The sequence below is a fragment of the Streptomyces polyrhachis genome, assembly GCF_042663125.1.
Classification (GTDB): domain Bacteria; phylum Actinomycetota; class Actinomycetes; order Streptomycetales; family Streptomycetaceae; genus Streptomyces; species Streptomyces polyrhachii.
Window position 1 is genome coordinate 1 of the sequence record NZ_JBHSZO010000031.1, and the last position, 24,400, is coordinate 24,400.

General features: G+C 75.5%; 15 protein-coding genes and 1 pseudogene. 3 read left to right on the top strand and 13 right to left on the bottom strand.

Going from position 1 to position 24,400, the window contains the following annotated elements; genetic code table 11:
• The 12 genes and pseudogenes from ACFQLX_RS18925 to ACFQLX_RS18980 all read right to left on the bottom strand — a co-directional run.
• Positions 1-1,320, bottom strand: a pseudogene (locus ACFQLX_RS18925) (hypothetical protein); the annotation flags it as partial.
• A 10-nt stretch (positions 1,321-1,330) separates the two neighbouring features.
• Complete coding sequence (locus ACFQLX_RS18930; protein WP_386416756.1) at positions 1,331-4,600, bottom strand: FtsX-like permease family protein; 3,270 nt, start codon at positions 4,598-4,600, stop codon at positions 1,331-1,333.
• 129 nt (positions 4,601-4,729) lie between these two features.
• The gene (locus ACFQLX_RS18935) at positions 4,730-5,119 is read right to left on the bottom strand and encodes a globin (protein ID WP_386416757.1); all 390 of its coding nucleotides are present in this window, start codon (positions 5,117-5,119) and stop codon (positions 4,730-4,732) included.
• Between the two features lie 114 nt (positions 5,120-5,233).
• Complete coding sequence (locus tag ACFQLX_RS18940; RefSeq protein WP_386416759.1) at positions 5,234-6,190, bottom strand: FHA domain-containing protein; 957 nt, start codon at positions 6,188-6,190, stop codon at positions 5,234-5,236.
• A gap of 30 nt (positions 6,191-6,220) precedes the next feature.
• Positions 6,221-7,579: a vWA domain-containing protein gene (locus tag ACFQLX_RS18945; protein ID WP_386416761.1), complete on the bottom strand. Its 1,359-nt coding sequence runs from the start codon at positions 7,577-7,579 to the stop codon at positions 6,221-6,223.
• A 112-nt stretch (positions 7,580-7,691) separates the two neighbouring features.
• On the bottom strand, positions 7,692-9,035 hold the full coding sequence (locus tag ACFQLX_RS18950) for a PP2C family protein-serine/threonine phosphatase (protein ID WP_386416763.1): 1,344 nt from the start codon (positions 9,033-9,035) through the stop codon (positions 7,692-7,694).
• A gap of 15 nt (positions 9,036-9,050) precedes the next feature.
• Complete coding sequence (locus ACFQLX_RS18955; protein WP_386416765.1) at positions 9,051-11,639, bottom strand: serine/threonine-protein kinase; 2,589 nt, start codon at positions 11,637-11,639, stop codon at positions 9,051-9,053.
• Between the two features lie 64 nt (positions 11,640-11,703).
• Complete coding sequence (locus ACFQLX_RS18960) at positions 11,704-13,014, bottom strand: hypothetical protein (RefSeq protein ID WP_386416766.1); 1,311 nt, start codon at positions 13,012-13,014, stop codon at positions 11,704-11,706.
• Between the two features lie 105 nt (positions 13,015-13,119).
• On the bottom strand, positions 13,120-14,133 hold the full coding sequence (locus ACFQLX_RS18965) for a glutamate ABC transporter substrate-binding protein (RefSeq protein WP_386416768.1): 1,014 nt from the start codon (positions 14,131-14,133) through the stop codon (positions 13,120-13,122).
• A gap of 14 nt (positions 14,134-14,147) precedes the next feature.
• Positions 14,148-15,551: a hypothetical protein gene (locus ACFQLX_RS18970; protein ID WP_386416770.1), complete on the bottom strand. Its 1,404-nt coding sequence runs from the start codon at positions 15,549-15,551 to the stop codon at positions 14,148-14,150.
• A gap of 388 nt (positions 15,552-15,939) precedes the next feature.
• Positions 15,940-16,479, bottom strand: coding sequence for an HNH endonuclease (locus ACFQLX_RS18975; protein ID WP_386416772.1), 540 nt, complete (start codon positions 16,477-16,479; stop codon positions 15,940-15,942).
• Positions 16,480-16,750: 271 nt separating this feature from the next.
• Positions 16,751-18,040 (bottom strand): phosphatase PAP2 family protein, encoded by a 1,290-nt coding sequence (locus tag ACFQLX_RS18980; protein WP_386416842.1) that lies wholly within the window; start codon positions 18,038-18,040, stop codon positions 16,751-16,753.
• Between the two features lie 385 nt (positions 18,041-18,425).
• On the opposite strand from ACFQLX_RS18980, the gene ACFQLX_RS18985 reads away from it, so the two are divergent.
• The 3 genes from ACFQLX_RS18985 (at position 18,426) to ACFQLX_RS18995 (ending at position 21,908) form a co-directional block, all read left to right on the top strand.
• A complete protein-coding gene (locus ACFQLX_RS18985; RefSeq protein ID WP_386416774.1) occupies positions 18,426-19,472 on the top strand; it encodes a mechanosensitive ion channel family protein in 1,047 nt (348 codons plus the stop codon).
• Between the two features lie 142 nt (positions 19,473-19,614).
• Complete coding sequence (locus tag ACFQLX_RS18990; protein WP_386416776.1) at positions 19,615-20,889, top strand: 6-phospho-beta-glucosidase; 1,275 nt, start codon at positions 19,615-19,617, stop codon at positions 20,887-20,889.
• Entirely contained in the window at positions 20,880-21,908 is a 1,029-nt protein-coding gene (locus tag ACFQLX_RS18995) for an N-acetylglucosamine kinase (RefSeq protein ID WP_386416778.1), read from the top strand. The genes ACFQLX_RS18990 and ACFQLX_RS18995 overlap by 10 nt, the downstream gene beginning before the upstream one ends.
• On the opposite strand, the gene ACFQLX_RS19000 is transcribed toward ACFQLX_RS18995, so the two are convergent.
• Positions 21,905-24,001, bottom strand: coding sequence for a beta-N-acetylhexosaminidase family protein (locus tag ACFQLX_RS19000; protein ID WP_386416780.1), 2,097 nt, complete (start codon positions 23,999-24,001; stop codon positions 21,905-21,907). The genes ACFQLX_RS18995 and ACFQLX_RS19000 overlap by 4 nt on opposite strands.
• Between the last annotated feature and the right edge of the window lie 399 nt (positions 24,002-24,400).

Consider the following 24,400-nt stretch of genomic DNA (forward strand, 5'->3'; position numbering starts at 1 on the left):
CAGCGCCGCCAGCGCGGCGACGGCCAGCAGCGCGGGCAGCAGCCGCCCGTCCGGCAGCAGCGCCACCGCCAGGGCCAGCCCCGCCGCGGCGGCCGGCAGCGCGGCGGCCGCCGTCTCCAGCGCCAGCCGCCCGGCGATCCCCTTCAGCGAACCGCCGCGCGAGCGCAGCAGCCGCAGCTCGGCCTCCCGCCGTACGAGCGACAGGCCGCCGGACATCAGCACCACCACCGCGCCGGTGGTCCCCACCCCGAAGGCGGCGACCGCGACCACGGGCACGACGGCGGCGCGGAGCCTGGTGTACGTCTCCAGGACCGGCGGCAGCCCGGACTTCACCTCCAGGTTCTCGCTGACCTTCGCCCGGAGGTCCTCCAGCCCGGGGCCGTCCAGCACCCGGACCAGCTCCTTCCGCAGCAGCTCGGCGTCGCGGCCGGCCAGCGAGCGGGTGTCGAAGGGAAGCTGCCAGTAGACCTGGGGCTCGGTGTTGCCCTCGGGCAGGAACTCGGCGCCCAGCTCGGCGAAGAGGGACGGACCGCTCTCCGGGGGCAGCAGCAGCGCCCCGCGCCAGATCCGCGGCGGCAGCCCCGGTGAGCCCGGCGCCACCGGCATGTCCGTCAGCCGGGGGGCGGCCAGCAGCGGGTCCATCGTCCAGAAGTCGCTCTTCGCACGCAGCGGGCGGACGATGCCGGTGATCCGCACGGTGACGGTCGGCGGCCTCTTGTCCGGGGTGATGCGGGTGAAGTGCAGCTCGGAGCCGACCCGTATCCTCAGCGCCCGGGCGGTCGCCTCCGTCACCGCCGCCTGGAACAGCACCTCGCCCAGGTTCTTCTCCGCCTCCCCCCGGGGCAGTGCGCCGGCCACCGGCTCGGTGTGCTCGCCCAGGTCGGCGCGGGCGTCGAGCTGGAAGCGCGGGTCCTGGCTGCCGGGCCGGGGCAGCCACGGGTCGGTGGCGGTCAACTCCGCGGAGCTGCGCACCCCGTACGAGACGTCGGCGGCGGTGATGCGCGCCGGCGCGTGCACCCCGGCGAGGATGTCGCGGACGGCCTGCTCCTGGTCCTGCGGGGCGAGCGGGGCCCAGGCCGGACTCTCGCCCGGCCTCCCCGGGAGTCGGTGGTCGACCGTCGCGACCAGCGAGCGCTGCTCGGGCGAGGAGCGCTCGACGGCATCGCGCAGGGCGGTGTCCTGGTAGGTGTCCATGGCGCGCGGGAAGGCGGCCGCCAGGAACGCCGCCAGGAACACCAGCACCCCCAGCGCGAGGGCCGCCCCCCGCGCGGTGCGCAACCGGCTGCCGATCCAACCCGCCTCCAGTGAGCGGGACTTCATCCTCCCCATCTCACTCACCCCCCAGTCGAAGTGCCGTCGCCGGATCGCCGCGCCGCAGCGCCACGGCGGCCGTGATGAGCAGCGGCATGACCGCCACCCCCGCGACCACCAGCCCCACCGGCGCCCACGGCAGCTCCACCAGCACCTGCGGATGCGGTTTGGCGGCGGCGCCCGTGAGCGTGGTCAGCGGCACCACCGCCCGCGACAGCACCACCCCCAGCGCCGTCCCCGCGGTCAGCGCCACCGCGATCAGCATGCTCTGCTCCGCCGCGAACATCCGCGCCAGCTGCCGCTGCGGCGCGCCCAGCGCCCGCAGGACGGCGAACTCCCTGCCCCGTTCCCGGATCGAGGCCGCCGCGCTCACCGCGAAGCCCAGCGCCGCCAGCAGCGCCGCGATCACCGCCGTGGCGGCCAGCGCCGCCTGCGGCCCCGCGCCCAGCGGGTCGGTGCCCAGCCGCTCGGCCAGCTCCTCGCGTACGACGAGGTCGGCCGAGCCGCGGCCGCCCTCCTCGCGCAGCTGGGCGGCCGTGCGCTGCGCCTGGCCCGGCTCGGTGCGCAGCCACCACTCCGAGGGCCGCAGCGCCGTCGAGTCGGCCTGGGCCAGCTTCCGGTTCGCGGCGGCCAGATCGACGATCAGCGCGCCCCCGTCCTTGCCCGGCGCCACGGCGTCGAGCTGGGAGATCGCGTCCGGCCCCGTGGTGGGGAACTCCCGTACGGCGCCCACGATCCGCACCTCGGTGTCGGTGCCGCCGAGGGGGACGGTGAGCCGCTGGCCGACCTTCGCGCTGCTCACCCGCAGGAAGGTGTCCGTGGCCAGGGCGGGCACCGGGGGCAGGCGGTCCTGGCGGGCCCGTACGGTCAGGGTGCCGGGGGGCAGCGTGCCCCCGAAGGTGTCCGAGGCACCGGTGGTGAAGTTGAAGGCCAGCGGAGTGCCGGCCGAGCCCCGTACGGGGAAGCCGGCCTCCGGGGGCTCGACGATCCCGTTGCCGCCGGTGTCGGCCGCCACGTCCCAGACCAGACCGGCCGTCGGAGCGGGCTCCGTGGTCCGCCCGGCGGCCGTCACGCGCAGGATGCTGACCTCCAGATCGCAACTCGCCGCCCTGGTGGGGACGTCGAAGTCGACCGTGAATCCGGTCAGTACCAGCGGCGGCGCGGGGGAGGCGCCCGACGTGAGCGGTTTCGCCAGGTCGAGGGTGAGGCGGTGGTCGCGCCCGTCCGCGGCGAGGAGGCCGAGGGGCAGTTCGTACGTCTGCCCGACCCGGTCCTGGATCAGCGCGGAGAGGTCGACCTGCCCCCGCCACGGCCGGTCGGCGCCCACTTGGGCGGTCACCTCGACCCGCCCGGCCCCCGCGGGCAGCGGGAAGCCGCGCAGTTTCGGGGACTTGCCGCCCAACCTCGGCAGCAGCGCCCGGGTTTCGGCGTCCGCCAGATCGCCGCGCAGCGGGATCCCGTCCGCCGCGCGGGCCGTGTCCAGCGCCAGTACGTCGGCGCTGCGCCCGCCGCTGAGCGGCGCCGTCATCCGCACCGCGGGCGAGCTCTCCGCCACGCCGGGCGTGTCCGCGTACCCCCCGGGGCGGCCGCTGCCCAGCACCCGGATGTCCGAGCCGGCCCGAAACGCCGCCTGGTCGCGCTGCGAACGCTCCCACGAGGCGCCCTGCGCCACCGCCAGGAGGCCCATCGCCACCGCCATCACCAGCAGCAGCACCGGACCGGCGCCGCGCAGCGGCCGGCGCGAGAGCTGCCAGCCCGCGAGCGCCGTCGGCAGCCCGCGACCCGCGGCCGCGCGCCGTTCCGCCAGCCGGGCCGTCGGCGGCAGCAGCCGCAGCGTGAGCACCGTGCCGGCCAGCAGCGCCAGCGCGGGCGCCGCCACCAGCACCGGGTCCACGCCCAGCGTTCCAGAGGTGTCGGTGTTCAGCACGCCGCCGTCGGAGGTCTGCCGGTCCAACTGCCAGTACGCCACGCCCGCGACGACCAGCAGCCCCAGGTCCGCCCCCGCCCGCAGCGGCGCGGGCAGCGCGTGCGCGCGGGTACGGGCCGAGGCGGCGCCGGTGGCCCGCAGCAGCGCCGGCGCGGTGACGGCGAGCGCGCAGCCGAGCGCGGAACCGGCGGCGACCAGCCACAGGACGGGGCCGGTGTCGTCCACCGCCTCGACGCCCGCGCGGGCCAGCGGGCCGCTGCCGGACAGCAGCCGGATCATGGGCGCGGCCAGCAGCGGCGCGGCGATCAGGGAGGGCGCCACGATGAGCAGCGCCTCCAGCGCGGCCAGCCCCGCCACCCGGCCGCGCGAGCCGCCGCGGGCGCGCAGCAGGTCGTTCTCCCCGGCCCGTTCGTCGCTGAGCAGCCGGGCCACCAGCAGCAGCGCGTAGCCCGCCAGCAGCACCAGCTGCAGCGCCACGATCAGCAGGGTGGAGCGGTTGACCAGCAACGCCCGCTGGGCGGTGTCCAGTACGTGGTCCAGCCGGCTGTCGGCGTACTCGCCACTCAGCTCCTCCAGGGAGCCGAGCCGGTTGGACGCTGCGCGCACCGAGCTGTCCAGCGCGCTCAGCCGGTCGGCGGTGACGGTGGAGAAGTCCGCGCGCAGCACCCAGCCGCCGGAGGCGATGTCCAGCGCACCCGAGGAGAAGGAGCCGGGGTCCACCATCAGCGGCCCGTACGTGGTGTAGCCGCCGGTGAACACCCCGAGTCCCGCCACGTCGTCGAGCTGCCAGTACGGGTCCGTCGTGTCCCGGGCCCGGTAGACGCCGCTCATCCGGAGCCTCGCCGGCCCGCTGCTGCCGCGGCTCTTCAGCGTCAGCTCGTCGCCCGGCTCCAGGCCCAGCCGCCGCGCGGCGACCTCCGGCAGGGCGATGGGGACGGTCCCGGAGGCGGCCGCAGCCGGCCAGGTGCCGCTGAGCAACTCGACCATGCCACGGTCCAGTTGGGCGAAGTACGTCAGATCGGGGTCATCGTCCTGCCTTTTGCGGTCCGGCAGCTCGAAGGGGCCGCTGCGGATTATCGGCAGCACCGTCACGGGCAGCCCGTCGTACGCCTTCGCGGCCTGCGCGCGTACGGCCCGGTCCGCGGCGGGGAGCTCCTTCCGGGACAGCGTCGTGGTCTCCACCACCAGCGCCGCGTCCGCCGCAGAGCCGTAGCGCAGCACATGGCGCAGGCCCGCGTCGCCGACGGTGGTGGAGAAGGCGGTGAGGGCGGCGAGCACGGCGGTGGTGAGCAGCACGGTGAGCATGGCGGCGGCCAGCAGCAACCGGTGCGCACGCACCCGCAGAAACACAAAACCCGGCATCCGCACCCCCGTTGACCGTGTCCGCGCCGCCCCCACGGCACAGGACCGATCCTGGCAGAACACGCTTGCGGACCACAGCGGCCGGACGCCGGTCGGAACCGATTCGTGATCCCCCCGGGGCGTGCGGTCTCAGCCCGGGGTGTTCACCATCGACGCCGCCGCGTAGACCAGGTAGTCCCACAGCTGCTGCTCGTGCACGGGGTTGAGCCCCAACTCCACGACAGCCGTACGCATATGGGCCAGCCAGGCGTCGTGCGCCGCGCGGTCCACGGTGAACGGGGCGTGCCGCATGCGCAGCCGGGGATGGCCGCGCTCCTCGCTGTACGTGCGCGGACCGCCCCAGTACTGCACCAGGAACAGCGTCAGGCGCTCCTCGGCCGGCCCCAGATCCTCCTCCGGGTACATCGGCCGCAGCAGGGGATCGGCGGCCACACCCTCGTAGAACCGCCGCACCAACCGGCGGAAGGTCTCCGCCCCGCCCACCTGCTCGTAAAAGCTCGCCTGCCCGATATCGCTCACCCGCCCATGCTCTCATCACCCGGGCGGAGGACCGGGGCCTGTCCGGAGTTCCCCGCCGCACGCCGAGAGGGCGTGCCGGGCGCCGGGGCGCAGACGGGGAACTCCGTACAGGACCTAGCCGCGCTGGATGCGGATCGTCGTCCACGCCCCCACGTGCACCCGGTCGCCCTCCTGGAGGCGCACCGGGACGTACGGCGGGATGGGGTCGGCCTCGCCGTTGACCGTGGTGCCGTTGGTGGAGTTCTGGTCGACCACCGCCCAGGAGCCGTCGGGCTGCTCCACCAGCATCGCGTGGTTGTGCGAGACGCCCGGGTCCTCCGGGGCGCGGGCCAGGTCGATGTCGGGGGACTCGCCCGTGGACTGGCGGCGGCGGCCGATCGTGACCTGCGGGCCGCGCAGGGGGAGTTGCTGCTCGGGCGAGTACGCCGGCAGGTTCAGCCCCGAGGCGTCCGGGCCGCTGCGCGACATCATCGCCGTGAAGTACTCGCGGTCCGGCGCCACCACCGCGACCCAGCCCGGCGGTGCCTGGGCGTAGGGGTCCTGCGCGTAGGGGTCACGGGCGTACGGATCGGGCGGGTAGCCGCCGGCGGCCGGGGGCGGGGAGAGCAGGAAGTCCCCGGCGCCGCCCGGGGAGCGCGGGTCGGGCTGCCCGGAGAAGGAGGAGTGCTGCGGCTCCGGCTGCTGCTGGTGCTGCTGGTGCTGCTGGTGCTGCGGAGCGTAACCGCCGCCCTGGTGGCCGGGGTACTGGCCGCCCTGCTGGCCCGGATAGCCGCCCGCGCCGCCGTTCGCCCCGGGCGGCGGGCCCGTGGGGACGAACGTCGTCGGGGAGTGCGTGAGGAAGTTGTAGCGGCACTCCTCGCAGAAGGGCGCGAGCGCCTCCCGGGGCGTGCGGCACTGCGGGCACAGCTCGGTGTGCCGGGGCGGCTGGGCCGCCTCCGGGCCGCCCGGAAAGCCGTAGCCGGAGCCGGGCGGTGGGGGGACCGGCGCGCCCGCGCCGGAAGCCATACGGATCCCGCAGACCTCGCACCAGTCCTCGGTGGCCGAGGTGTGGCCGTTCTGGCAGGTCGCCATGGTGGTGAATCCCCCTGTCTCAGATATGCGTCAGCGCTTCTTGACGCGGACCGTCTTCGTGGACCGCGTCTCGAGGGTCATCTCGTCGGCCTCCGCGACCTTCGCCTTCAATCGAACAGTACCGCTCGCCGCATCCACCACGTCCACCACCTTTGCCAGCAGCTTGGCGGTGTCCTCGTTGCCGGAGGCCGCCGCCAGCTGCACCGCGCGGCCCAGCTTCGCGGTCGCCCCGTCCAGGTCGCCGGCCTTGCGGTCGTCCAGCCCGGACTGGATGACCTGCGCCAGCTCGGCCTGCCCGGTGTAGTGGGCGACCTGCGGGTTGATCCGTGTGGAGGCGGCCATGTCGTCCGTCCACACGGCCCGTACCAGCCCCTGCGAGAGAGTCGTCACACTCCCGTCGCCGCGCGGCTGTACGAGCGAGACGCGCGCGGCGAGCATCTCCTGGCCGACGCCGGCCGAGGGGACCTCCACGCAGACGTGGTAGTCGCGCGACTCGTCGCCCCACGAGCCCGTCGGATAGTCGCCCGAGCGCGGCCCCGACTCCGTACGCCGGGCGGTCAGCTCCTCCACCGTCGGCGCGACCTGCTTGACGAACCTCACCTCCGCGCCCTGCGGCGTCCACAGCCGCAGCGCCACGTCCGCGACCTCCTTGCCCATCGCGGTCTCCATCATCGCCGTGAAGTCCGCGGCCAGCCCGGCCGGATCGGCGACGATGTCGGCCGTGCCCAGCAGGGCGGAGGCTATGCCCGTCACCTCCCGGACCTCCCAGTCCGTGCCGACGCCGCGGGCGTCGCAGGTGAAGCGGCCCGCGCAGGCGTCCAGGGCCTCGCGCAGCGCCTCGGGCGTCTCGTGCTCGTTGCGGCCGTCGGTGAGCAGGATGCCGTGGCGGATGGAGACGTCGGCGGAGCCCAGCAGGCGGTCGGCCAGCCGCAGCCAGGTACCGATCGCCGTGCCGCCGCCGGCGGAGAGCCGGCGCAGCGCCTGCTTGGCCTGGGCGCGGGTGGCGTCGTCCGCGACCGCGAGGCGCCCGCCGGTGGGGTAGACCTCCTTGGCCTGGTGCGTACCGCCGACCACCGCGAAGGCGACGCCGTCGCGGATCGTGTCGATCGCGGCGGCCGTGGCGTCGCGGGCGTTGCGCATCTTGGTCGGCGGGTAGTCCATCGAGCCCGAGCAGTCGACCATCAGCACCACCGCCGCGTCCGGGCCGCCCGGGGCGAAGGCGGACCGGCCCGGGTCGGACGCGGGCAGCGGCGCGCCGCCGGTGGTGCCGCCGCCGGTCGAGGTGACCGTGACGATGGCGTTGACCTCGCGGGCACCCTCCGGCAGGAACTCGTTCTGGTAGACCTCGACGGAGAACTCCGGCGCGTTGGACTTGGAGAAGTTGGCCATGGATCCCGCTCCCGCGAATGCTCTGGAACCCGGAGGTTCGCTGTAGACAAAGCACACCGGCCGTGGGGGAGACCGGTCGCCGCCGCGGACCCCGTCCACGGCGGCTGAATCCCTACCCGGCAGGGAAGGGCACGATCGCCACCGTCACGTTGTCGTGGCCGCCGCCGTCCAGGGCGTGGCCGACGAGCGCCTGGGCGCTGTGCAGGGGTCTGGAACGGGCGTCGTCGGCGACGACCGCGGCCATCTCCTGCGCGCCCTCCGCGTAGTTCCACAACCCGTCCGTGCACACCACCACCACCCCCGGCCCCTGCGGCTGGAAGGACTGGGTGTGCGGGTCCAGCTCGTGGGCGTCCGCGCCGAGCCAGCCCGTGATGGCGTGGGCCCGCTCGTCGGCGTACGCCTCGGCCTCGGACATCAGCCCGGTCGCGACCATCTGCGCCGCCCAGGAGTCGTCCTCGGTGAGCCGCGCGGCCGGGGCCGTGCGGTCGTCGGGCACCCAGTACGCCCGCGAGTCGCCGACCCAGCCGACGGTGAGGATGCCCCCGGCGACGACCGCCGCGACGCAGGTGCAGGCCGGGGCGTTGCTGTGCGCGACGCGGTTGTGCACGTCGCCCGCGAGCGCCGCCACCGAGCGGGCGGCGACCAGCAGCGCCTCGTGCATCGCCTGCTGGGGGTGCGTGCCCCGGGCGAGGCTGTCCAGCAGGGAGGCGCGGGCGGCCTCGGCGGCGGCCTCGGAGGCCTCGTCGGGGCGGGTGGCGGAGGAGACGCCGTCGCAGACCACCGCGATCACCGCCGGGGTGCCGTTGGGCAGCCGGGTGGTGTCGAGGGCGAAGGAGTCCTCGTTGCGGTGGTGGCGCAGGCCGCGGTCGCTGACCGCGGCGAGGCCCGGCAACTCCCGCTCCATCCGGTCGCGTTCCCGGGGCTGGGCGTGGCCGCAGTTCTCGCAGTAGCCGTCGGCGTCGATGGTGCCCGTACGACAGGCGACACAGGTCTTCACCCCCGCGACGGTCGCAGCCCCGAAGCCCGGCGGCCCACCGGGCGCGCCGAGCGCGGCGCGCGGATCGGCCGGGGCCGGACCGCCGGGGCCGTCCGGGCCACCGGAGCCGCTGCGGCCCGCGGGCTCGGCGCCGGGGGCGGCCAGGCGGAAGCCGTCGGAGTCGGGGGCCTCGGGGCCCGCGTGCTCGGAATGGGGCGCGGCCGGGCCCGCGGCACCCGCCGGGGCGATCCGGAAGCTGTCGGTGGCCGGGGGTTCGGGCGCGGACGGGGCGGCGTTCGGCCCGTACGCACCGGAAGCCGCCGGCGCGGACGCGCCGTTGACCGCGGTGGGGGTGGGCGCGGTGGCGGGCGCGGGCTCCGACAGGTTCGCGCCGCACTCCTCGCAGAAGAGGTCGCCGGTCGCCGTGGGGGTCGCGCAGACGGGGCAGGGGGCGAGCTGCCCGGCAGCCTCGGGGGCCATGTTCAAGGACACCTCTCAGACCCAGGTCCGGGGACGGAAGCGGTTGGCCTGCTCGATCAGCGCGATGCGCTCCTCGCCCTGCTGGGCGAGGCGGGCCAAGGCGCGGTAGGAGCGCTCCAGGCCGAACCGCAGCCCCCGCTCGTCGAGTCGGCTGCCCAGCAGCAGCTGCGGCCCCCCCGGCGCCACGGCCGGCGGCGGCGGTACGGGCGGGGCGGGCGGCTGCTGGTGGGGCAGTTGCGCCTGCTGGGCCTGCTGCACCGCCGGAGCGCCGTCCGAGCGCCCGGAGAGCACCCAGTCCAGGGCGCTGCCCAGCACCTCCGTGGCCAGATGCTCGCGCCGCAGCGGATCCAGGCCGAACTGCTGCAGCTGCTCCACCTGCAGCGCCGCCGCCCGCAGGTCCGGCAGCAGCGCCTCGCGCGCCCCGCGCCGGCGCAGCCGCGCCCGCACGGCCGCCACGCGCGCGGCGGTGTAGTGGATGGACGACTCCGGCACCGACTCCAGCGCCTGCACCGCCCCCGCCCGGTCCCCGGCGGCCAGCCGGACGCGGGCCAGGCCGAAGGCGGCGCTGACGTAGGAGGGGTCGGTGGACCACACCAGGCGGTAGTACTCCGCGGCGTTGTCCAGCTGGCCCAGCACCTCGGCGCACACCGCCAGCGCCAGCTTCGGCGCGGGCTCGCCGGGGAAGGCGTCGTAGACCGCGTCGAAGGCCAGCGCCGCGGACTCGCGGTCGCCGGTGGCCAGCGCGGTCAGCCCGCGGTACCACACCACCCGCCAGTCGTCCGGGTGCTCGGCCTCCAGCGTCTGCAGCGCGCGGGCGGCCGAGGTGAACTCCCCGCTGTCCAGATGGGCGCGCAGCTGCCGCAGCGTCAACTCCAGGGAGGGGACCGGGGCGTTGAGCAGCGCCGCGGAGACCTCGGCCGGTGCGGAGGCGAGCAGGCCGGCCAGGAAGCCGGCGTTCGGGTCGGTGGCGTCCACCCGCGGCGCCGGCAGCGCGAGCGCCGCCGCGCGGGCGTCCAGGGGGAGCGTCACGGAGGCCGCGGTGGGAGCGGGCAGCACCTTCTCCCGGGGCAGCGCCCGCCCGCCGAAGAGCGAGACGCCCCCGCCCGGGGAGCCGGCCGGCTCCTGGGCGGCGTCCGCGAAGAGCCGGCTGTCCACCACCCGCGTCTCCGGCCCGAAGAGCGTGGAGAGCGTCGGCCGGGGCCGGCCCGTCTGCAGCGCCACCACCTCCCGCAGCACACCGGTGAGCTGCTCGGCCATCTCCGCCGCCGAGGCGAAACGGCGCGCCGGATCGGGGTCGGTGGCCCGTACCAGGAAGCGGTAGAAGGACTCGTAGCGCGCGAAGACGTCGATGGAGTCGGGCTCGGGCAGGCTGTCGGCGAAGACGTTGGTGTAGCCCTGGAAGTCGAAGGTGAGCACCGCCAGGGTGCGCGCCACCGTGTACAGGTCGGAGGCCACCGAGGGGCCCGTCTCGGCGACCTCGGGCGCCTGGTAGCCGACCGTGCCGTAGATGGCCGACTCCTCGTCGTCCATCCGCCGCACCGCGCCCATGTCGATCAGCTTGAGCTGGTCGGCCTGCTGGATGGCGTTGTCGACCTTGAAGTCGCAGTACAGCAGGTTGCGGCTGTGCAGGTGCCCCAGCGCCTCCAGCGCCTCGATGCCGTACGCGCAGGCCACCTCCACCGGCAGCGGGTCGCGCTTGCCCTGCGGGGTGCGCCGCTCGTTGGCGATCTCCTTCAGGGACTTGCCGCCCACGTACTCCATCACGATGTAGCCGTCGAGGCTGCCCGTGCGCTGGTCGAGGTGCTCGACGAAGTTGTAGATCCGCACGATGTTGGCGTGCTCGATCTCCGCCAGGAAGCGCCGCTCGGAGACCGCCGCGGCGAGCGCGTCCTCGTCGCCCGTGTCCAGCAGGCCCTTGAGCACCACCCAGCGGTCGGAGACCGCCCGGTCGACGGCGAGGTAGACCCAGCCCAGGCCGCCGTGCGCGAGGCAGCCCACCACCTCGTACTGCCCGTGCACCACGTCGCCCGCGGCCAGCTTGGGCACGAAGGAGTACGGGTGCCCGCACTTGGTGCAGAAGCCCTCCGTGCGGCCGGGGCGCTCGCCGCGCGTGCGCCCGACCGGGGCGCCGCAGTCGCTGCGGCTGCAGTAGCGCTTGCGTTCGGGCACCTGCGGGTTGTCCAGCACCGCCGCGCGCGGGTCGGGCCGCGGCACCTGCGGTACGGACACCAGCCCGGCGCCCAGCTGGGCGCGCCCGCTGCCCGCCGCGGACGTACGCGAGGAGCGCACCGAGACCGAGCGCGCGGTGGACTCCCCTGTCAGCGCGCGCGACAGGCGCCCCGAGACGGAGCGGCGCGAGGAGCGCGAACTGCGCGAGGAACGCGAGCTGCGCGAGGAGCTGGAACTGCCGCGCGAGGAGGCGGCCGACGAACTGCCGGCACCCTCCCGGCGGTGCGCGGTCAGGCCCGTGGGCGTGGCGCCGAGGAGGGCGTCGGGGGAGACGACGGGGGCCAGCCCGCAGGTGTCGCAGTACAGCTCACCGCCGCCCATGTCCTCGTAGCCGCCCTCGCAGCCCGGCCGCTGGCAGGAGGTTGCTTCACTCATGACGCCCCCATGTTTCTCCGGGCCCGGACAGCGCGGCTGCCCGTCGCCTTGCCCCTGATCTTCCTCACCGCATCCCCCCGGGTCTGCCCGGCCGATCGACCGGGCCGCTCATCGCCTCCACGGCCGCCTGCTGGTAGCGCAGCACCGCCTGCTCGGCGGCGAGCAGGTCGCAGGGCGCGGACCACAGCATCCGGCGCGCCCGCTCGTAGCGCTCGATCAGCAAGGCGTCCTCCGCCAGGCCGCGTTGGGCGACCTTCGCCTTGTACGCGTCGAGCCGGCCGCGCAGCTCCGCCCGCACCGCCAGGGGGGCCGTCACCTCGGCGAGGGACTCGCGGGCGCGCAGCAGTTCCTCCTCCGCGCGCTGCTCCAGCGACTCCAGCAGCGGCGAGAGCTTGTGCCACTGGGCGTGGCGGCGGTAGTCCACCGCCGTGCGCCACTGCTCGTTCAGCGCGGCCGAGACGCCGCCGACCGCCGGGACCTCGGAGGCCGCTATCTTCGCCAGCACCTCGCCGCGGGCGGCGCGGGCCTCGCTGAGCGTGCGGTCGGCGCGGCTGAGGACGTCGCGCAGCCGGGTCAGCCGGGTCTCCGCGTCCTGGCGGACGTGCAGGACGGCCTCGATCTCGCGGCGGATCTCCTCCAGCCGGCGCGCCGCGGCGTCGTAGCGCGCGGTGTCGGGGCGGCCGCCGCCGGGGGCCGAACTGCCCGCCGCGCGCTGCCAGAAGGCCAGCGGATCGGAGATCACCTCGGCCCGCAGCGCCGCCAGGTCGCCGGTGACGCGCTCCAGCTCGTCGCCGGCCGGGTGCTCGCCGGGGCGTACGCCGACGGACTGGGCCAGTGAGCGGGTGCGGCGCAGCTCGGCGGCGAGCAGGTCGATCCGGGCGGGCAGCGCGGACCAGACCGCGTCGGCGGCGGCGACCACGTCCAGCACGTCCGCGTAGTGGCCGTTCATCCGCTCGACCAGGGCCTCCAGGCCGAGGCGCTCGGAGAGCCGCGCCGGTCCGGTGATCGAGGCGGGGGCGGCGGTGGCCGCGGGGGCGGGCAGCGTGAGGCCCGAGTCCCGCAGCAGCCCGGTCAGTTCGGCCAGCTCCTGCGCGCTCGGCCAGCGGCGCCGGCCGCGCAGCTCGCGGGCCCTGGCCAGGGCGTCGGTGTAGGTGTCGAAGTAGGACCAGAGCAGGGTGAGGGCGGCCTCGGCCGCGGCCCAGCGCTCGGCCGTGGTGCCGGTCAGCTGCGCGCCGTCCAGGAGCCGGCGGCCGGCGTGGTCCTGGAGGGCGAACAGCGAGGACTCCACGGCCTCGTGCTCGGCGCCCAGCCGCGCCAGGGCGCGGTCGACCTCCTCACGGCCCATCGCGGGTCCGGTCTCGTCCGGAGCCCCCATCCCGTCCCCTCTCCTGCCCTCGCTCGCCCTGTCCTGCCCTGCCCTGCCCTGCCCTGTCCTGCGCTGCCTGCCCTCGCCCGCCCCGCCGGGCGCGGGAGTCCGCCGTCAGTCCAGGTACTCCGGCACCGGCGCCGCCTTGACGCCCGGCATCACCTTGCTCAGCCAGAGCTCGTACGCCTTCCTCCACTCACCGCTCGCGCGGTAGTCCTCCAGGACCTTGTTGACCCGGGCCACCAGGTCGCGGTCCTCCTTGTTCATCGCCACGCCGTAGTACTCGCGGGTGAGCGGCCGGCCCTTCAGCTCCATGGAGGGGTCCTGGGCGGCCTGGCCCGCCGCCAGCGCGTTGTCCGTGATCACCGCGTCCGCCAGGCCCAGTTGGACCCGCACCAGGCAGTCCAGCTGGTTGGGGACGGGCACGACCTCGGCGTTCTTCAGCTCCTTGGTGATGAACTCCTCCGCCGTGGAGCCCTGCGCCGCGCAGACCCGCTTGCCGTCGAGGGAGGTGTCGAAGCCGGTGATCTTCGAGTTCTTCGGCGCCAGCACCTGCTGGCCGGCCTCGAAGTAGGCGGTGGAGAACTCCACGTCCTTCAGCCGGTCGCAGTTGATGGTCATGGTGCGCACCACCATGTCCACCTTGCGGCCCTGCAGCGCCGGGACGCGCTGACTGGTGGGAATCGCGCGGTAGATGATGTCGTCCCCGCCGATGCCCAGCTCCGCGGCGATGGCCCGGGCCAGGTCGATGTCGAAGCCCCGCAGCTCCCCGGTCGCCGGATCGCGGTAGCCCCACTGGTAGCTGTTCTGGTCGACGCCGACGACCAGCTTGCCCTTCCCCTTGATCCGCGACACGGCCGGACCGTCCGCGCCGGAGGGCCGCCAACTGGCCTGCGGCCTGCCCGGCGGACGCTCACCCGCGCACTCCCCGGCGTCCTGCTGCCGCAGCGTCTGCCCGCCGCGGGCGGGCGCCTCCTGGCCCACCCCGTACGGACCGCCGCGCGCGGCGTCGGCCGCGGCCAGCGGGAGCAGGGTCGCCGTCAGCGCGACCGCCCCGGCCATGGAGGCGACCCCGCCCCAGCCGCGCAACCTGCGTATCCGCGTCCTGATCACTGCTCTTCCCGTCATCTCGGTGTGCCCCCTCACCGGTACTCCGACAGCCTGCGCCCGATGCCCAGGACCGCTCCGGCGGCGCCCAGCACGGCGAGCACCGCGGCGCCGATCGCCAGTCCGCCGAGGGCGTCGCGGCCGTCGCGGGCCGCCTGGACGAACTCGGCCTGCTCGTGCGCGATGGCCTTGGCCAGACTGGCGTCCACCACGTCGAAGCACTGGCCGGTGGACTCCTTGTCGCCCGTGCCGATCACCCGGTCCACCGCGGTCTGGTAGTCGCCGATGTTGTCGGCCTCCAGCACCCCGGTGTGCCTGCCCTGCCAGGTCCGCACGCCGACGATAGCCTTCTCGACCGGTACGCGCCCGGCGTCGTCGTCGGCGAGGTCCAGCGCCCGCTGGACCAGCGAACCCTGCTGGTGCGCGGCGTCGGGGCCGGCCAGGCCGTTCATGCTGTCGCCGTACCCCGCCTCGTACTTGTCCTTGTCGCCCACGGTGACCGCGCCGCGCGAGACCATCTTCAGCCCCTCGTTGCCGTGGGCCTGCAGGGCGCCGATCCGGGCCTCGTTGAGGACCTGGAGGGACCGGGCGCCGTCGCGGTCGGACTCCTCCAGCCCGGCACGCGCGAAGGTGTGCCCGGCGGCCAGCCACAGCAGCACCACCCCCGTGACCACACTCGCCCCCAGCAGGCCCTGGTTGAACACCCGGTTGGTACGCCGGTAGTGCCGGCGCTGCGCCCAGCCCAGCGCGCCCAGCGCCACCGTGCCGAGCGCCAGCGCGGCCCACGGCCAGCTCTTGGCCGCGGCGTAGTCGCGGTCGAGCTGGGCGGTCTCGGCCCGGTAGAGGTCCTGCGCCGCGGGCAGCAGCCGGGTCTCCATCAGGTCGTTGGCATAGCGCAGGTAGGCGCCGCCGAGCGGCAGGCCCTGGCGGTTGTTGGCGCGGGCGGTCTCGATGGCGCCGGTGTAGCGCGGCAGCCACTCGTTGAGCGAGGAGATCTGCCGGCGGGCGCCGGCCGACCCCTGGCTGTTGGCCGCGGCCTCCACCAGCAGCCTGCCGGCGGTCGCGATGTCCTTCTCGTAGCGCCGGCGGACCTCGGGCGTCTCCTTGCCGCCGGCCAGGAAGCCGCTGGCGGCGGTGGTGTTGGCGTCGGCGAGGGAGCGGTAGATGTCGGCGGCGGCGGCACTCAGCGGCTGGCTGCGCAGCAGTACGTCGTCGGCGGCGTCGGCGCGGTCCGAGACCTGCCAGGCCGTCACGGCGCCGAAGACCACCACGAGGGCGGCGAGGACGGCGCCGAGGAGGCGCAGCCGACCGGGCTCCGTGACGGCGGAGCGGCGGAAGCGCTCCAGCCCCTCGCGGAAGGCGCTGCGCCGCTCGGGCACCACGAGGGTCGCGCCCCCGGAGGTGCCGGGCGACGCCTCGGAGCGGCCCTGGGCGGGCACCCCCGACAGGCCGGCTGACGGACCAACCCCCTGACCGGCCCCCTGACCGGCCCCCTGACCGGTCGCTGTCGGCTGCTCCGGCGGCGCCGAGCCCACGCCGGCGCTGCCGGCGGGCGACGGATACGACACGAGACCTCCCCCTGTGGTCACTTGCTGCCGCCAGAATACGGGCGACGTCTGACACCGGTGTCGAGTATGGCCGCAGGCGTGCGCGGCCACACCGCTAATGCCGGGATCTTGTTCGTATTGGAACCGCCCCGGGCGGCCGGTCTACTCCCGTACACGCCGGGGGAGTCGGGGAGGTTGCGCACGGGGCGGGGGAGACCTCCCGGCCAAGTGGCCCGTACGCGGCGGGGGTACGCGTCCCCGGACACGCGAAAGCCCGGATCTATGCGGCGGGAACGCCGTCGATCCGGGCCAGGGCCTCGTCCGCGCCGAACGGCTGCAGATAGGGCAGCCAGCGCGGATCCCGGTGCCCCGTGCCGATGATGCGCCAGGCGAGGCCGGAGGGCGGCTCGGGCTGGTGGCGCAGCCGCCAGCCCAGCTCGGAGATGTGCCGGTCGGCCTTGACGTGGTTGCAGCGCCGGCAGGCGGCCACCACGTTGTCCCAGCGGTGCTGGCCGCCGCGCGAGCGCGGGATGACGTGGTCGACGCTGGTGGCGACGCCGCCGCAGTAGGCGCAGCGCCCGCCGTCGCGGGCGAAGAGGGCGCGCCTGGTCAGGGGGACGGGCCCCCGGTAGGGGACCCGTACGAAGCGTTTCAGGCGCACCACGCTCGGGGCGGCCAGCACTTTCGTGGCGCTGCGCAGATAGGCGCCCGAGTCCTCGAGGCTGACGGCTTTGCCGTCCAGCACCAGGACGAGCGCTCGACGGAGCGGTACGACGCCGAGCGGCTCGTACGACGCGTTGAGGACCAGGACATGCGGCACGGTGCCTCCTCATACGCCGGCGGCGCGTGGCTCGCGCCGTGGACGATCTGGTCACAGTGTGTCCCGGAGCACTCTCCTCGCGCCACCACGGACCGGTAAACGGGGCAGGGAAGTGACGCGTGTCCCACCGCCGTCCGGGGCGGGACGCCGCGCCCCCCGCCCCGTCCGCATGCATGATGCCCCGCGCGGGGCCCGCTCTATACCTGGCGCGGGGACGGGATGTCGTACGGACCCCCGCCCCCGTCCCCCCGCGGACGCGACCGCGGCGCGGCTACGGAGCCGGCACGGAGAGCCCGGGGCGGACCGCGGGACCCGTCCGCTGCGCCGGGACGAACCCGGACTCCCACTGCCGGGTGGTGCGCACGTAGAGCCGGATCACGGAGCCCAGCGCCAGCAGCAGCAGCGGACCGGCCGCCCACGGGTGCGCGGCCATCTCCACCGGCAGGTAGCGGTACGCCGCCAGCAGCCCGGCGAAGACCACCGCCCCGTAGCCGGTCAGCCAGGTCGCCGACCGGTCCCAGCCGCGGGCCTGCGCGCGCAGGGCCGCCTCGATGGTGAGCGTGAACACCACCCCGGCGATCAGGTCGGCGCCGTAGTGGTAGCCGAAGCCCAGCGTCACGGTGAGCGTGGCGGCGAGCCAGAACGTGCCCCCGTAGCGCATCCAGCGCGGCCCTTGGCGGGAGTGGATGAAGATCGCCGTGGCCCACGCCGTGTGCAGGCTGGGCATGCAGTTGCGCGGGGTGATCCCGTCGAAGGGCATCGGCTGCGGGAGGCCGGTGGGCGTCGGGGTGTTCGGCCACAGGTCGGCCATCGCCCACACGCCGCCGTCGGCCCCGTAGGCGTAGATCGGGCCGACCACCGGGTAGAGCAGGTAGAAGGCCGGGCCGAGCGCCCCGATGGCCAGGAAGGTGCGTACCAGGTGGTGGCGCGGGAAGCGGCCCTCGGCGGCCACGTTGCGCAGCTGGTAGAGCGAGACGAGGACCGCGGCGCCCGCGAGCTGTATGTAGACGTACTCCAGGACGTGGAAGCCGACCGTGCCGGAGGCCCGCACGAGCCGGCCCACCACCCACGAGGGGCTGCCCAGCGCGTGGTCGGCGAGGGCCACGTACTGGTCGAGCACCATCAGGCGCGTCTCGGAGGTGATGAACAGCCAGGTGTAGCCGGCCTTGCGGCCGGCCACCAGCAGCAGGCCCAGGCCGACGCCCTTCAGCAGCAGGGTGCGGTCCCGGCCGGTGCGGCGGGTGACGGCGATGACGCCGCAGGCCAGCACCACCCACAGGGCGCCGCTGCCGAAGTTCTGCTGGGCGCCGCATATCCAGCGCACCAGCAGGAAGACGAGGTCGATGCCCAGGGCGGCGCCCAGCGCGAGGAAGCGCTGCCGCCAGGGGAGCGTGATCGCCGCCAGCGCCAGGCAGCCGTACAGCAGCGGCCAGGACTTGGGGGCGAACACCACCTCCCGCACCTGGTCGGTGACCGGCCCGAGCACCCCGTAGTGGCGGGCGAGGAACTCCAGCGCGATGAGGAAGGCGACGACCGACCCCACCGCCGCGGTCCACAGCAGGGTCCGCGCGCGGGAGCGGCCGGCGGACGCGGCTGTGCTCGCGGGGTCCGCAGGGTCCGCGGACCCGGCCGTGTCGTTCGTCTCGGCTGTCTCGGCTGTCTCGGCTGCGCGCGAAAGGGAGCGCGATATCGCAGTCTTCAATCCCGGGCCCGTTTTCTTGGTCGTGTGCTGGCTGGCGTCTGTCGCTCTGCCATGCCGGGCGGCATGGCTCTCCGAGGGAGGGCAGGCGATGAGGGGCTCGCTGCGAGTCCGAGCATGGTAATGGAGTTACGCCCAGGAATCACCCTGGTCAAGGGGGGATGAACGCCGTCCGATTCCGACCGCCGCCGCGGACCGTTACGGTGGATCGGTCCGCTGCCCGCGTCCCCACCGGAAGGTCCCGCTCGTGTTCGCCTCCGCTTCAGCCCGTCCGACCTCGGCACTGCCCGCCTCCGCCGCCGAAGCCGCGGAGGCCGCGGGATGGGTCCAGCGCAACTGGGAGACGTGGGCCGCGACGGGCCTGCGGATCGTGCTGATCGTGGCGATAGCCATGGTGCTGCGCACGGTCGTGCGGCGGATGATCACGCGCCTGATACAGCGGATGAACCGCACGGTGACGGCGGTGGAGGACAGCGCGCTCGGCGGGCTCCTGGTGAACGCGGAGCGGCGCCGCCAGCGTTCGGCGGCGATCGGCTCGGTGCTGCGCAGCATGGCGTCGTTCGTGATCCTCGGCACGGCCGGGCTGATGGTCCTGGGCGCGCTGGACATCAACCTCGCGCCGCTGCTGGCCTCGGCGGGCGTCGCGGGCGTGGCGGTCGGCTTCGGCGCGCGGAACCTGGTGACGGACTTCCTCTCCGGCGTCTTCATGATCATCGAGGACCAGTACGGGATGGGCGACACCGTCGACGCGGGCGTCGCCTCCGGCGAGGTGGTCGAGGTCGGCCTGCGGGTGACGAAGCTGCGCGGCGACAGCGGCGAGATCTGGTACGTGCGCAACGGCGAGGTCAAGCGCATCGGCAACCTCTCCCAGGGCTGGGCGGTGGCGGGCGTCGACGTCCGCGTCCCGTACGAGGCGGACCTCGACCGGGTGCGGGAGGTCATCGCGGGCGTGGGCGACGCGCTGAGCAAGGCGGAGCCGTTCAGCGAGCAGCTCTGGGGCCCGGTGGAGATCCTGGGCCTGTCGGAGGTCACGCTGGACGCCTCGGTCCTGCGGGTGGCGGCGAAGACGATGCCGGGCAAGGCGCTGGGCGTGGAGCGGGAACTGCGCTGGCGTATCAAGCGCGAGCTGGACGCGGCGGGCATCCGCATGCAGGCCCCCCTGCCCGGCGAGGAGCCTGCGGACGACGCGGCGGCCGGCGTCGCGGCCCCCTCGGCCCTGGCGAACCCCGCCTCCCCGCAGTCGGCGGCGGCCAGCCCCCTGACGCCGGTCGCCCCGCAGGGCGGGCGCAGGTAGGGCCTGCCGCGGGCCGGCCCCCGCGGGCTTCCGGTTCGGCGGGATGTGCCCGGTGCGGGCCGTCTGATAGGTATAGACCACCTGATCGGCACGGCGCGACCCGCCCTGCCCTGCCCGCACCCCGACCCGAAGGCCGGTACCCGTGAAACTCGCAGTCATAGGCGGCGCCTCCACCTACACCCCCGAGCTGATCGACGGCTTCGCGCGGCTGCGCGCCACCCTCCCCATCGGGGAGCTGGTCCTCGTCGACCCCGCCGCCGAGCGCCTCGCCCTGGTCGGCGGGCTCGCGCGCCGGATCTTCGCCCGCCAGGGCCACCCCGGGACGATCACCACCACCGCCGACCTCGACGCCGGGGTGGAGGGCGCCGACGCCGTGCTGATCCAGCTGCGCGTCGGCGGGCAGGCCGCGCGCGAGCGCGACGAGACCTGGCCGCTGGAGTGCGGCTGCGTCGGCCAGGAGACGACCGGCGTCGGCGGGCTGGCGAAGGCGCTGCGCACGGTGCCGCTGGTACTGGAGATCGCCGAGCGGGTACGGCGCGCCAACCCCGATGCCTGGATCATCGACTTCACCAACCCCGTCGGCATCGTCACCCGCGCCCTGCTGAACGAGGGCCACCGGGCGGTGGGCCTGTGCAACGTCGCGATCCACCTCCAGCGCACCTTCGCCGGCCTGCTGGACGTCGCCCCCGAGCGGGTGCACCTCGACCACGTGGGCCTCAACCACCTCACCTGGGAGCGCGCGGTACGGCTCGACGGCCCCGGCGGCACGGACCTGCTGCCCGCGCTGCTCGCCGAGCACGGGCCGCGGATCGCGGAGCGGCTGCACCTGCCGCCCGCGCTCCTGGAGCGGCTGGGCGTCGTCCCCTCGTACTACCTGCGCTACTACTACTCCCACGACGAGGTGGTCGCCGAGCAGCGCGCGAAGCCCTCCCGGGCGGCGGAAGTGGCCGCGATCGAGCGGGAGTTGCTGGACCTGTACGCCGACCCGGCGCTGGACGTGAAGCCCGGACTGCTCTCCCGGCGCGGCGGCGCCTTCTACTCCGAGGCCGCCGTCGCCCTCGCCGCCTCCCTGCTCGGCGGTGCTGACAAGGGCGCCGGCGACGTGCAGGTGGTCAACACCCGCAATAACGGCACCCTCCCCTTCCTCCCCGCCGACGCCGTGATCGAGGTCCCGGCCCGGGTGGACGCCACCGGCGCCGCCCCGCTGCCCGTCGCCCCCCTCGACCCGCTCTACGCCGGGCTGATCGCGCACGTCACCGCCTACGAGGACCTGGCGCTCCAGGCGGCCCTGCACGGCGGCCGCGACCGCGTCTTCCGCGCCCTCCTCGCCCACCCCCTGATCGGCCAGACGGCGCGGGCGGACGCGCTGACCGACGCGCTGCTCGCGCACAACCGGGAGCACCTGGCATGGGCGTGAACCCCCGGCCCTCCCACTGCGCCGAGGCCGCCGTCCTGGCGATCGACGCCGGCAACAGCAAGACCGACGTCGCCCTGATCGGCGCCGACGGCAGCGTGCTGGGCGCCGCGCGCGGCGGCGGCTTCGAGCCGCCGGTCGTGGGCGTCGCGGCGGCGGTGGACGTACTGGAGCAGGCGGTACGGGAAGCCGCCGGCGCGGCGCGGGTGCGGGTCGCCCGGGTCTCCGCCTGCCTGGCCAACGCCGACTTCCCGCAGGAGGAGGCGGAGTTGGCCGCCGAGCTCGCCCGCCGGGGCTGGACCGGGCGCCCGGAGCACGTCGACGTACGCAACGACACCTTCGCCCTGCTGCGCGCCGGCGTCGAGCGGCCCTGCGGGGTCGCGGTGGTCTGCGGCGCCGGCACCAACTGCGTCGGCATGCGCCCCGACGGCCGCACCGCCCGCTTCCCCGCCGTCGGACAGCTCTCCGGCGACTGGGGCGGGGGCGGCGGGCTGGCCCGGGAGGCGCTGTGGTTCGCCGCGCGCGCCGAGGACGGCCGGGGCGAGGAGACCGCGCTCGCCCGCGAGCTGCCCGCCCACTTCGGCCTGGAGTCGATGTACGCCCTGATCGAGGCGGTGCACTTCGGCCGCCTGGCGCCCCACCGTATCCACGAGCTGGCCCCCGTGCTCTTCGCGGTCGCCGCCGCCGGGGACGCGGTGGCGGGCGCGCTGGTGGAGCGGCAGGCGGCGGAGGTGGTGGCGATGGCGGTGACGGCGCTGGCGAAGCTCGACCTGCTGGACGAGCCCGCCGACGTGGTCCTGGGCGGCAGCGTACTGGCGGCCCGCCACCCGCGGTTGGACGCGGGCGTACGCACCCGCCTGGCCGCCCGCGCCCCCAAGGCGACGGCCCGCGTGGTCACCGCCCCGCCGGTGCTGGGCGCGGCGCTGCTGGGCCTGGACGCGCTGGGGGCGCCGGTGCGGGCACTGGCGCGGCTGCGGGAGGAGTACGGGGCGGACGGGGCAGACGGGGCGGACGAGCCCTAGGGAAGGGGCAGTTCGGGCTTGGGGTATCCCCTGCTCGAAGAACCCGGGGAGGGGTGCTTCTCCTGGGGCCGGCCCTCCCCGGGGCGTCCCCCGCGCCCGCCCCTGAAGGGCCCCGACGCCGCCGCCTTCGCGGCGAACGACGCCAGCGCGCCCCCGCCCAGCCGGGCGTCCCCGCCGGCGATCTCCCGCCGCGACTCTGCCAGCGCCAGCCGCGCCCGCCGGGCCCGGTCGCCCTGCCCGCGAGCCTGGGCCAGCAGCAGCTCCACGGCCTGCTCGCCCGCCTCGCCCTGCCGGGCCAACTGCCGGTGCCAGGGCCGCAGTTCCTCCGTCAGCGCGCCGAGCCGCGCCGGGGCGCCGCGCATCACCGCGAACGCCGCGCGCAGCGGCCCGGCCGCCCGCTCCAGCCGCGCCCGGTCGCCCGCCCCGTACGCCGTGTCGAACTCCGCGAGCAGCGGCCGCAGATACGCCGACTCGCGCGTGTCCAGCGCGGAGGAGGCGCTGTTGCGCGCCAGCGCCGCGAGCGCCGCCGGGTCCGCGCCGGTGTCGCGCGCCAGGTCCGCCAGCGCCGCCTGCCAGGACGCGCGCGACTCGTAGCCCTGGGCGTTCCAGGCGAAGTCGGCGGCGGTGAAGAGCGGGATGCGGGTGGCCAGCGGCTGCCGCATCGCGCTGGCCAGCAGCGCCGCGGAGGCGGTGGCCACGGCCGGCTCGCGGCCGGTGTACGGGCCCAGGTAGACGCGGCCCGACTCGAAGTCGTTGACCGGGTAGTTGTCCTGCGTCACCAGCGGATGGCGGAACACCGAGGCCGCCACGCCCAGTTCGGCCCCGGTGATGGTGCGCGGCAGCACGCTCACCCCCGACCAGGCCACCTCGATCCCCGGATCCAGCGCCTTAGCCAGTGCGCTCCGGTACTCGGTGTCGCCGTCCTGGTAGAACTCCGTGGGCAGCACCGACAGCGCCGGCCCCGCGCCCAGGCCGGCGGCGAGCGCGTTGGCCGTACCGGCCTGGGCGCGGGCGGCGGCCGCCGGGCCCGTACCGAACTCGGAGCGGTCCGCGCCGCAGTGCCACTCCTCGTAGCTCACGTCGGCGAACTGCAGCTGGATCGCCCCGACGCCCAGCGCCCGCATCTCCGCGACCTTCTCCAGGAGCCGGCGCCGGTCGCGCGGGGAGGAGAAGCAGAAGTCCTGCCCCGGGGCGAGCGCCCAGCCGAGCGTGACGTGGTTGCGCGCGGCGCGCCCGGCCAGCTCGCGGAAGCGCTCGCGCTGCTCGGCCGGATAGGGCTCGCGCCACTTGGTGAGGCGGTACGGGTCGTCGCCCGCCGCGTAGAGGTAGCGGTTCTGCTTGGTGCGCCCCATGAAGTCGAGGTGGGCGAGGCGCTCGGCGTGGCTCCACGGCTCCCCGTAGAAGGACTCGACGGTGCCGCGCACCCGCGCGCTGGGCCAGTCCCGCACGCGTACGTCCCGCAGCCGGCCGCCGTCGATCAGCTGGCGCAGGGTCTGGGCGGCGTGGAAGAGGCCGTCGGACCCGACGCCGGAGAGCGCCACGACGCCGCGCGCCGCGGCCAACCGGTAGCCGCCCTCGGGGAGTCGGCCCTGCGGCCGCGTCCCCAGCGCGCGCAGGGCCCGCTCGGTCGCGGTCAGCCCGCCGCGCGGACCGGCGGCGGCCTCACCGCCGCGCGGGGCCTCCTCCACGTGCACGACCACCTCGGCGGCGCGCGGCGGGGGAGCGCTGGGCGAGAGCACGGAGGCGTGCGCGGCGGCGCCGCGCAGGGCCTTGAGGAGCACGTCCAGGGCGTACGGATCGGCGTCCGGCGCGGCGAGCACCGCCACCCGGCGCCCGGCGAGCGGGGTCGTGCCGCGATCGAGGCGCAGGTGCCGGGGGAGGGGCCGGACCGGGGACACGGCGGCGTCGCGCCGCAGGTCGGAGAGGGCCGGGGCGTCGGGGGCGTCGGGGGCGCCGCCCCGGGGGGCCGCCTGCCCGGGAGCCGGCCGCTCGGGCGCCGTCCGCCCGGGGGCCGTCCGCTCCACCGCCGGCGAAGCCGCGGACGCCGGGGCGCCCGTCCCCGTCAGGCAGCCCGCCACGGTGGTGGACAGCACCACGGCTGTCGCAAGGGTCCGCCTGGCGCCGCGCACTGTGTCTCTCCTCGCCCCTCATCTCATCGACGGAGCCGGTCCACCCGGCCCCGTCAGATCCGCGCTCACGTTCGGTTTCGTCCAGAGCCCACCACTCGCGCGGTGCGGGTGTCAATGCGGTGGACCCTGCCGGGCCATTCGTCGTATGTGTCGCCATTGCCCGGACGGGTCGATCCGCCCCCGGCCCGCCCCGCGACCGTGACCCCTCTCACGATCCCCCCGCGTCCGGCCGCAAAACCGCCGCCCCACCGCCCTGTTGACCCCAGCTCTTCGCGCGGATCACGGACCCGCACCGGCGATTCGGCTGCCCGCGCCGTACTGTGAACACCGGCAGCACGACCGCGAGACAGCCCCGACAACGGA